The sequence below is a fragment of the Onishia taeanensis genome, assembly GCF_003268885.1.
GTDB lineage: Bacteria > Pseudomonadota > Gammaproteobacteria > Pseudomonadales > Halomonadaceae > Onishia > Onishia taeanensis_A.
In genome coordinates this window covers 462,574-469,700 of sequence record NZ_QLSX01000001.1, presented here as the reverse complement: position 1 = coordinate 469,700, position 7,127 = coordinate 462,574, and the positions used below count along the sequence as shown (strand labels likewise).

The 7,127-nt window shown below is 58.3% G+C and carries 8 protein-coding genes and 1 tRNA gene; 5 read left to right on the top strand and 4 right to left on the bottom strand.

Annotated features, from left to right (window positions below; genetic code table 11):
* The first annotated feature begins 1 nt into the window (after position 1).
* Positions 2-77 (top strand) — tRNA-Asn (locus BCL93_RS02245).
* 309 nt (positions 78-386) lie between these two features.
* On the opposite strand, the gene ligB is transcribed toward BCL93_RS02245, so the two are convergent.
* The 4 genes from ligB to flgA form a co-directional block, all read right to left on the bottom strand.
* A complete protein-coding gene (gene ligB / locus BCL93_RS02240) occupies positions 387-2,102 on the bottom strand; it encodes an NAD-dependent DNA ligase LigB (RefSeq protein ID WP_220086218.1) in 1,716 nt (571 codons plus the stop codon).
* Positions 2,103-2,329: 227 nt separating this feature from the next.
* Positions 2,330-2,779, bottom strand: a complete 450-nt coding sequence (locus BCL93_RS02235) for a flagella synthesis protein FlgN (RefSeq protein ID WP_112053469.1) — start codon at positions 2,777-2,779, stop codon at positions 2,330-2,332.
* Positions 2,776-3,063, bottom strand: coding sequence for a flagellar biosynthesis anti-sigma factor FlgM (gene flgM, locus BCL93_RS02230; RefSeq protein WP_258395901.1), 288 nt, complete (start codon positions 3,061-3,063; stop codon positions 2,776-2,778). Before flgM ends, BCL93_RS02235 begins: the two co-directional genes overlap by 4 nt.
* Positions 3,064-3,160: 97 nt before the next feature.
* Entirely contained in the window at positions 3,161-3,919 is a 759-nt protein-coding gene (gene flgA, locus BCL93_RS02225) for a flagellar basal body P-ring formation chaperone FlgA (protein ID WP_112053468.1), read from the bottom strand.
* A gap of 178 nt (positions 3,920-4,097) precedes the next feature.
* On the opposite strand from flgA, the gene flgB reads away from it, so the two are divergent.
* From flgB to flgE, 4 genes are all read left to right on the top strand, one after another.
* Positions 4,098-4,514 carry a flagellar basal body rod protein FlgB gene (gene flgB, locus BCL93_RS02220; protein ID WP_112053467.1) on the top strand — a complete coding sequence of 139 codons (417 nt, stop codon included), beginning with the start codon at positions 4,098-4,100 and terminating at the stop codon, positions 4,512-4,514.
* A gap of 44 nt (positions 4,515-4,558) precedes the next feature.
* Positions 4,559-4,966: a flagellar basal body rod protein FlgC gene (flgC, locus tag BCL93_RS02215; RefSeq protein ID WP_112053466.1), complete on the top strand. Its 408-nt coding sequence runs from the start codon at positions 4,559-4,561 to the stop codon at positions 4,964-4,966.
* 4 nt (positions 4,967-4,970) lie between these two features.
* Positions 4,971-5,666, top strand: coding sequence for a flagellar hook assembly protein FlgD (locus BCL93_RS02210; RefSeq protein WP_112053465.1), 696 nt, complete (start codon positions 4,971-4,973; stop codon positions 5,664-5,666).
* A gap of 128 nt (positions 5,667-5,794) precedes the next feature.
* Positions 5,795-7,117 carry a flagellar hook protein FlgE gene (gene flgE, locus BCL93_RS02205; protein WP_112053464.1) on the top strand — a complete coding sequence of 441 codons (1,323 nt, stop codon included), beginning with the start codon at positions 5,795-5,797 and terminating at the stop codon, positions 7,115-7,117.
* The last annotated feature ends 10 nt before the right edge of the window (positions 7,118-7,127 follow it).

Sequence of the window (7,127 nt, the reverse complement as noted above, 5' to 3'; positions counted from 1 at the left end):
TTCCCCGATAGCTCAGTTGGTAGAGCAAATGACTGTTAATCATTGGGTCACAGGTTCGAGTCCTGTTCGGGGAGCCATTTCTGCTATTGTTTGCGCGGTTTTGGATATTCCTTCTTGTTCTCTTAGCTTGTTCTCTGTGGGCTCGTTCTCACTTAGTTAGCCTTTCTTGCTTTTCGAGCTTTAGCTCCTGCCCGAAATAGATCCTATGTGCCGACCGTTTCCGGTCGTTGGTGCAGGTCTTGTTGCGTTCCTTTGCTGTACTTGCTGTATTCCTTTGCGCGGGTGCGCCGCCAAGCGTGCTGGTTAATGCCAGTGGTTTTAGTCTGCGTTTGTGCCCCCAGAGCCTCGGCCAAACGGCTGTTATAAGCTGGTGTTATGAGCATTTGCTATGAACGGTTGAGGCTCGTTGTTAGCAGGCGCCGAATCTCCGGATGCTGGAAGAAGGCGCGGAGTTCTTGCGCGGTCACGGGGCCTATGCCATCGAAAGTTGTCCAGTCCTTTATCGATCGTGCCTGAAGGGCTTGCAGGTCCGTGACTGGCGTCAGGCTGTCGTCCGCGGCGGGAGGCATACCTAGCGCCTTGAGCCAGGTGCTCAGCCGCCAGCCACCTGCTGGATGAAAGGCATCAAGCCACTGAGCGGCGCGCGCCTCGCCGACCCCTGGAAGTTCGCGTAGCTGCCCCTCCTCGATGGTCTGCCAGTCGCTGAGGCCTTGCACCAGGCCGGCGTCGATAAGCGTTGCCCAACTGCCCTCGCCAATGCCTGCCATGTCGAGCCCTTGATCCCCGGATAGCCAAGTTAGCCTGGCGAGAAACTGCTCACGACAACCGTCGCTGAGCCGCAGGCAACTCAGGTCGTCATAGGTGGCTGGGTCTGGAGGCGACACGGCGGGGCGTGGCTGTATGCGAACCAGCATCTGCTCGAATTGGGGAATGATACCGCCGGCCAGCTGAATGATGACCTGGTCGCCGGGACGTACGTCTGCCTCCTGCCAGCGGTCTAGTGAGCCAAGACTGACGCGACTGATTTCACGGTCGTCCAGCTCGACGGGTTGCAGTTCGAGAAGGGGAGTGATTCGCCCCGTGCGACCGATGGTGAAATCGATGCCTGTAACCAGGGCGTGAGCGCTGCGTGAGGGGTGTTTCCAGGCGATGGCCCAGTCGGGTGGTGTGGTGGCTCCTTTACGAGTAGGTGTTGTTTGGGCCAGGCGGTGCGATTGACGAATCACCACGCCGTCGGTGGCAAAGGGGGCCGGCTCGCGATACCAGCGCTGCCTGGCTTTGGCGACTGCCTGCGCCGAGTCAACAGCTTTGCTGAAGCGCGCGCTGTCGGTGAAGCCCCAGTCGGCGAGTCGGCTTAGCCGTGTTTCGATGTCTCTGGGGCCATCCGGCCAGCCCCACACGAAGAGGCCTATCTCAGCACCTGCATCAGTGCTCAGTGTATTCCTTGCCATGAGTCCGGCAATGGCGCTGCGGGCGCCGGCGCTGCCTGAGTCGGCCTGGATGTGATCCTTGAGGCGTAGATAGAGCTCGCCTTGCAGGGTTGCGCGAGCCGGTGTCGGTGCAGGCAGCTGCTTGGGAATACCAGCAATGGCCTGGGCCTTGTTGCGCCAATCCTGCCCCCTGACGTTATTGCCACGGCTAATCACTCGCGTGAGCTCGCCGGCCTCATAAACCAGGGTGACGGCGACGCCATCGACCTTGGGTTGAACCCATAGTGCCCGTTCTCGGCGCTGTGCCATCCAATCATGAAGCGCGGCCAGGTCGTCGAGCTTATTGAGCCCCGTCAGGGGGTAGGGGTGCCGAAGGGTTGAGTCTGCTGCGGGAGCGGTTGAGGTCTCGGGTGTTTGAATATCGAAGCAGGTTTGCCACTGACGGTAGTGCCGTTGAGCCTGATCATAGGTGGCATCATCGACCAGGCGTTCCCCGTCGCGGTAATAGGCGTCGCTCCATTCAGCAAGGCGTTTCCCAAGGGTGTCGATAGCGCTTTTGGCTGCAGGGCGTGACCAGTCTGGACAGTCGTCTGCCATTGAGGGTGATGTGGCCAGCCACAGTAGGCAGAGCAAATGCATCAGTCGATTAAGGATGCGCGGGCAGTCGGGCATGGTGGGCCTCCCTGGCTTCTGGCGGTCGCACTCGGTCCATGAGTGGCTATTTCAGCAACAGCAACAGCAACAGCAACAAGGTGTCGTGTCTGCTTAGTAGAGCTCACTACATGAGTATAGTGCGTTATAACAATCGCGCATGGAGCATCGTTGTATGGCGTCGAGGCGAGGCGGCCATCACTTGGGGTGTGGTAGTCAAGGAGGGGGAAAGCGGGAAGAATAGGGCGTTAGGCGCGTGAGGACACCAGGCTGCGGCGGGGTTCAGACTGGCCATTGGGGCCATATAAGCTATTGCCTGCTGCCTCGCGCAGCGCATTGAGCATGCGCTGATTTTGCTCGAGGCGCTGGCGAATCATGCCGCCGTTGATGGCATTGAGACGTGCCGTGCGTTGAGCGTCTTCCAGCAATGCTTGCCAGACGGAAAGGCAGTCTGCATCAGCGGCAGCCCTGGAGGCGCCTTCAAGGCCCGCGCCATAGCCAAGGCGTTGCTGTACCTGGTTGCGCTGGGTCTCGAAGCGCTCAATCTGGGTCAGCATTTCCTGCTTGTCGGCGGCAATGCGATTGAGCAACTCACCGTCGACACGGCCTTCGAACAATGCCTGTCGCTCATTGTTCAAGAGTGCTTCCAGTGAAGCGATGCGCTGCCGCTGGCGTTCGAGAGATTCTCTCAAACTCATGAAGACTCACCGTTGAGGATATCCTGGACGCTAGCGATGAGGCCGTCGGCGATCTTGTCGGCGTCGATTTCCATGCGGCCTTCGCTGATGGCAAGGCGGAGTTCTTCGACCCGTGCGGTGTCGATGTCTCCGCTGACATTCTGGCTGCCCTGGCTCAGGTGGGCGATGGATGCAGAGGTCGGCGTTGCCGATGCCTGTGCGTTGCCGGCGGGAGCGGGCTTGCCTGTCGTGGTCTGATCCGTCTGCTGTAGGCGGGTCAGAGACTGTGAGCTGTCGATTTTCAAGGGAGCGGCCTCGTCAGTGGTGCTTGCCCATGGTATCGGCCAGGTGGGCGGTATCTTTAATGATAGAGGGCTTTTTTGTCGGTAACGAATAATGCCTTTAGAAATCGACGGCGACGCGACCGGACCCAATCACTTTGCCGGTAATGATCTCACGACGTGAGAGGCGAATTCTAACCTCATCCCCCATGCCCCCATCCTCCAGTGCCTCGCCTTCCCGCGAGACGCGGAACCCGCTGCCTTTAGCCTCTACCGAAACGGTCTGGCGTTGTTCGACCAGTGGAACGCTGCGGAGTTGGTACTCTCGCAGGGTCGAGCCCGAGGTGATCGTGCGCCTGGTCAGCATGCCAATTGCCTCATCCGCATGGCGAATCGTGCCGGATGGCAGGCGGCCCAGGTTTCCCTTGCGCATGGTCAGCATGCCTTGATCGATGACCGTGCCGGTCTCGATGCGTTCGGCAGCCGTGACATAGCTGCCGGTGCCTTCCACCTCTGCCTGAAGGTAGCGATCCTGAGAGCCAGAGCACTCGACGCCTACCGAGACGCGACCCCATTGGCGCTGGTTTCTATTGGGGAAGAAGGGGCGTGGTGATGAACAGGCAGCGAATTGTGCAGAAGGCGGAAACACCTCGACCCTGATCTCTTCGGCGTCCTCAGGTGCTTGATCCAGCAGAAAGCGTTTTACGGCTTCTACTAATACTTGGTCCTGGTTTAGCGCTTGATTCTGCGCGAGCGCAGGTGCCGCTGTTATCGCTATCCACATCATGAGACATAGCGACAGGGCGAAGCGCAGGCCTCTCTTGTGAGATTCGCTCGCGATGCGAGATCGAGAGGCAGGCTTGCAGGGCGTTTGGGGCATGGCAATCACTGACTCAAGGGGGCTGGATATCTGATCTGAGCCAATTCTACTCGGCTGCCGGTCAGGTCAATAACGGAATTGGGTGCGAAATGCGGGTCTGTTTGGTCCTTTGAGATGACGGGGGCATCGCTATTCTTCACTCTCAACATTTCCCCATTTCGCGATTGTGGGTGCACAAATGATCGATAAGCTTGGGTCGGCGCTGAACTTCCAGCAGGAAGTCCTCAACCTTCGCCAACAGCGGCATGAGGTCTTGACCAGCAACATTGCCAACGCCGATACGCCTAATTACAAGGCCCGCGACTTTGATTTTTCGCAGGAGCTGTCGCGGGCGATGGAGGGTGGTGGCGCGAGTCAGAGCGGTCTCGCTCTGTCCACCACCTCTGCGGGTCACATTGAAGGTCACGGCTCTTCGGGCAGCAAGGTGCATGACCTGATGTATCGAGTGCCGGCCCAGCCAAGCCTCGATGGTAATACGGTCGATATGGATCGTGAGCGGGCGGAGTTCGCTGATAACGCTGTCCGCTATCAAGCCTCCCTGTCGATGCTGAACAGCAGTATCCGGGGCCTCAAGTCATCCATGCAATCGGAATGACCATCTGACTGATGGCTGCCCCGAGCCCTAGGAGTGAGCGTAGCATGTCGATGTTCTCAATCTTTGATATATCCGCCTCCGCCATGAGCGCGCAGGCGCAGCGGATGAACGTGACCGCCAGCAATCTCGCCAATGCGGATAGCGTGGCAGGTCCCGACGGTGAGGCTTACAGAGCCAAGCAAGTCTGGTTTGAAGCCCAGCAGCAGGGGGGCTCTGAGGTCGGTGGTGTGCGTGTCTCCGGCGTCGTGGATGACCCTTCGCCGATGCGCATGGAATATCGCCCTGAGCACCCGCTTGCGGATGATGATGGCTACGTGACCATGCCCAACGTGGATCCTACCAACGAGATGGTCAACATGATCTCGGCGTCACGTTCCTACCAGGCGAATGTCGAAGTAATGAATACCAGCAAACAGCTGATGACCAAAACGCTGACCCTGGGAGAGAGCTGATTACATGGCTACTAGCATCGATTCGAATGTCCTGAATAGTGTCAACGGCACCGTCGGGCAAGCCGGCAAGGCAGCCGCTAATCGTGAATCTGACGATCTCAACGATCGGTTCATGACATTGCTGGTAACTCAGCTGAAAAATCAGGATCCCATGAACCCCATGGAGAATGCTGAGATGACCTCGCAGCTGGCGCAGATCAATACCGTCAGCGGCATCGAGAAACTCAACACCACACTCTCTTCCATCACAGATCAGATCGACCAGGGCAGGGCGCTTGAAGCAGCCGGCTTGGTCGGCTCTGGCGTGATGGTGCCGGGCAACAAGGTGCTGACCAGTCAGGTGGATGGAAAGGTGACCACCACGCCCATTGGCATTGAGCTTGATCAGCCCGCCGATAACGTGCGCGTGACCATTACCAATGGTTCCGGTCAGGTCGTCGACCAGTATGACGCGGGTAGCGCCAAGGCCGGCGTATCGAATATTTCCTGGGATGGCGAGCTGTCCTTGGGTGAGGCGGCGCCTGACGGTGCCTATAACGTGTCCTTACAGGCGACACGCGATGAAAAGCCCATCGGTTCCCAGGCTCTTAACTATGCACAGGTGGGGGCGGTGACGCCTCAGGAAAACGGAGGTGTTCTGCTGGACCTCGGCGCCGTCTATGGACAGATCGGCCTGAATGACGTCAAGCAGATCCTGTGAAATCACCCGGGTTGAGGCTTAGTCAGGTCAAGCCAGCCCAGGCTCCGTCTATCCGGTTCGGAAACTGGTTTAGAAAAAGTACCCGTCTCTCGCATCGCATCTTCACATCGCTATAAAGGAAATGAACCATGGGCTTTTCACAAGCGCTGAGTGGCCTGAATGCGGCCAAGGCCAACCTGAATACCTTGGGCAATAACATTGCCAACTCACAAACCGTGGGCTTCAAGTCGTCCACCACTCTGTTTGCTGATGTCTTCGCCAATGCCGATGTTGGCCTTGGTACACAGGTTTCGGATGTGCGGCAGGATTTCAGCGACGGCAATATTGAAAGCACCAGTCGTGAGCTGGACTTGGCCATCAGCGGCGAAGGCTTTTTCCGTATGCAGCAGAATGGCGAAACGGTCTATTCGCGCAACGGCCAGCTGACCATGGACGCCGATGGCTACCTGGTGAATGCCCAGGGCGCACAGCTTATGGGTTACGGGCTCTCGGATCCCAACGATCCCTTCTCGGATGTGGTGGCCGGCGGCCAGCCCGAAGTGCTGCGAGTGCCGGCGGCCGGTATGCCGGCTCAGTCGACCACTCAGATCAATGCCGTCTACAATCTCGATGCTGGCATCGTTGCGAGCGATCCCGACCAGCTGGAGACAGCGACAGTCGATAATGATGGCGGCACCCAGGACATCCAGTATCACTATTCCAACAGCTTCACGACCTTCGACTCGCTGGGTAATTCACGCAATGTGACGGTGTATTACAGAAAACTGGAAGCCGATCCAGTTGGCCCTCCTGTAGTCCCAGAAAACACCTGGCAGGCCAATGTCGCTCTCGATGGCCGCATCAATGACTCTACGACCCCAGGTGACAATACGACACCGGGTACAGACGACAACCAGTTCACGCTTGAATTCGATTCCAGTGGCGCATTGATTGGTGTAGATGGGGCGGCTGGGGATAATGATACTGGTTTAACTTTTACTCAGGCTCAGTTGGGCGGAGCGCCTGCAGCTATTAATGCACAGTTCAATCTCGCCGGCACCTCGCAGTTTTCCAAAGACTCGACCAATGACCAGCTGACACAGAATGGGTATACGGCCGGTACGCTGGTGGGCATCCAGATCGAAGACGATGGCAGCATCGTGCGTAATTTCTCCAACGAGCAGTCCCAGGCCGCGGGGCAGATTGCCCTGGCAAACTTCCGTAATCCGGAAGGCCTGAAGTCAGCCGGTGACAACGCCTGGACCGAGACCGCTGCGTCTGGCGGTGAGTTGGTCGGGCAGCCGGGTACCGGCGTGCTGGGCAGTGTTACTGCCGGTGCGGTCGAGACCTCCAACGTCGACATGGCCTCAGAACTGGTTGACATGATCGTCGCGCAGCGGGCCTATCAGGCCAACTCCCAGACCATCAAGGTCCAGGACGAGATTCTGCAGAGCGCTGTTAACCTGCGTTAACGGGTGAGGG

Excerpts from the sequence above, each read along its gene's own strand:
- flgA (WP_112053468.1), bottom strand. The coding sequence starts at position 3,919 with ATGCCCCAAACGCCCTGCAAGCCTGCCTCTCGATCTCGCATCGCGAGC.
- BCL93_RS02235 (WP_112053469.1), bottom strand. The coding sequence starts at position 2,779 with ATGAGTTTGAGAGAATCTCTCGAACGCCAGCGGCAGCGCATCGCTTCA.
- BCL93_RS02210 (WP_112053465.1), top strand. The coding sequence starts at position 4,971 with ATGGCTACTAGCATCGATTCGAATGTCCTGAATAGTGTCAACGGCACC.
- flgB (WP_112053467.1), top strand. The coding sequence starts at position 4,098 with ATGATCGATAAGCTTGGGTCGGCGCTGAACTTCCAGCAGGAAGTCCTC.
- flgC (WP_112053466.1), top strand. The coding sequence starts at position 4,559 with ATGTCGATGTTCTCAATCTTTGATATATCCGCCTCCGCCATGAGCGCG.
- flgE (WP_112053464.1), top strand. The coding sequence starts at position 5,795 with ATGGGCTTTTCACAAGCGCTGAGTGGCCTGAATGCGGCCAAGGCCAAC.
- ligB (WP_220086218.1), bottom strand. The coding sequence starts at position 2,102 with ATGCCCGACTGCCCGCGCATCCTTAATCGACTGATGCATTTGCTCTGC.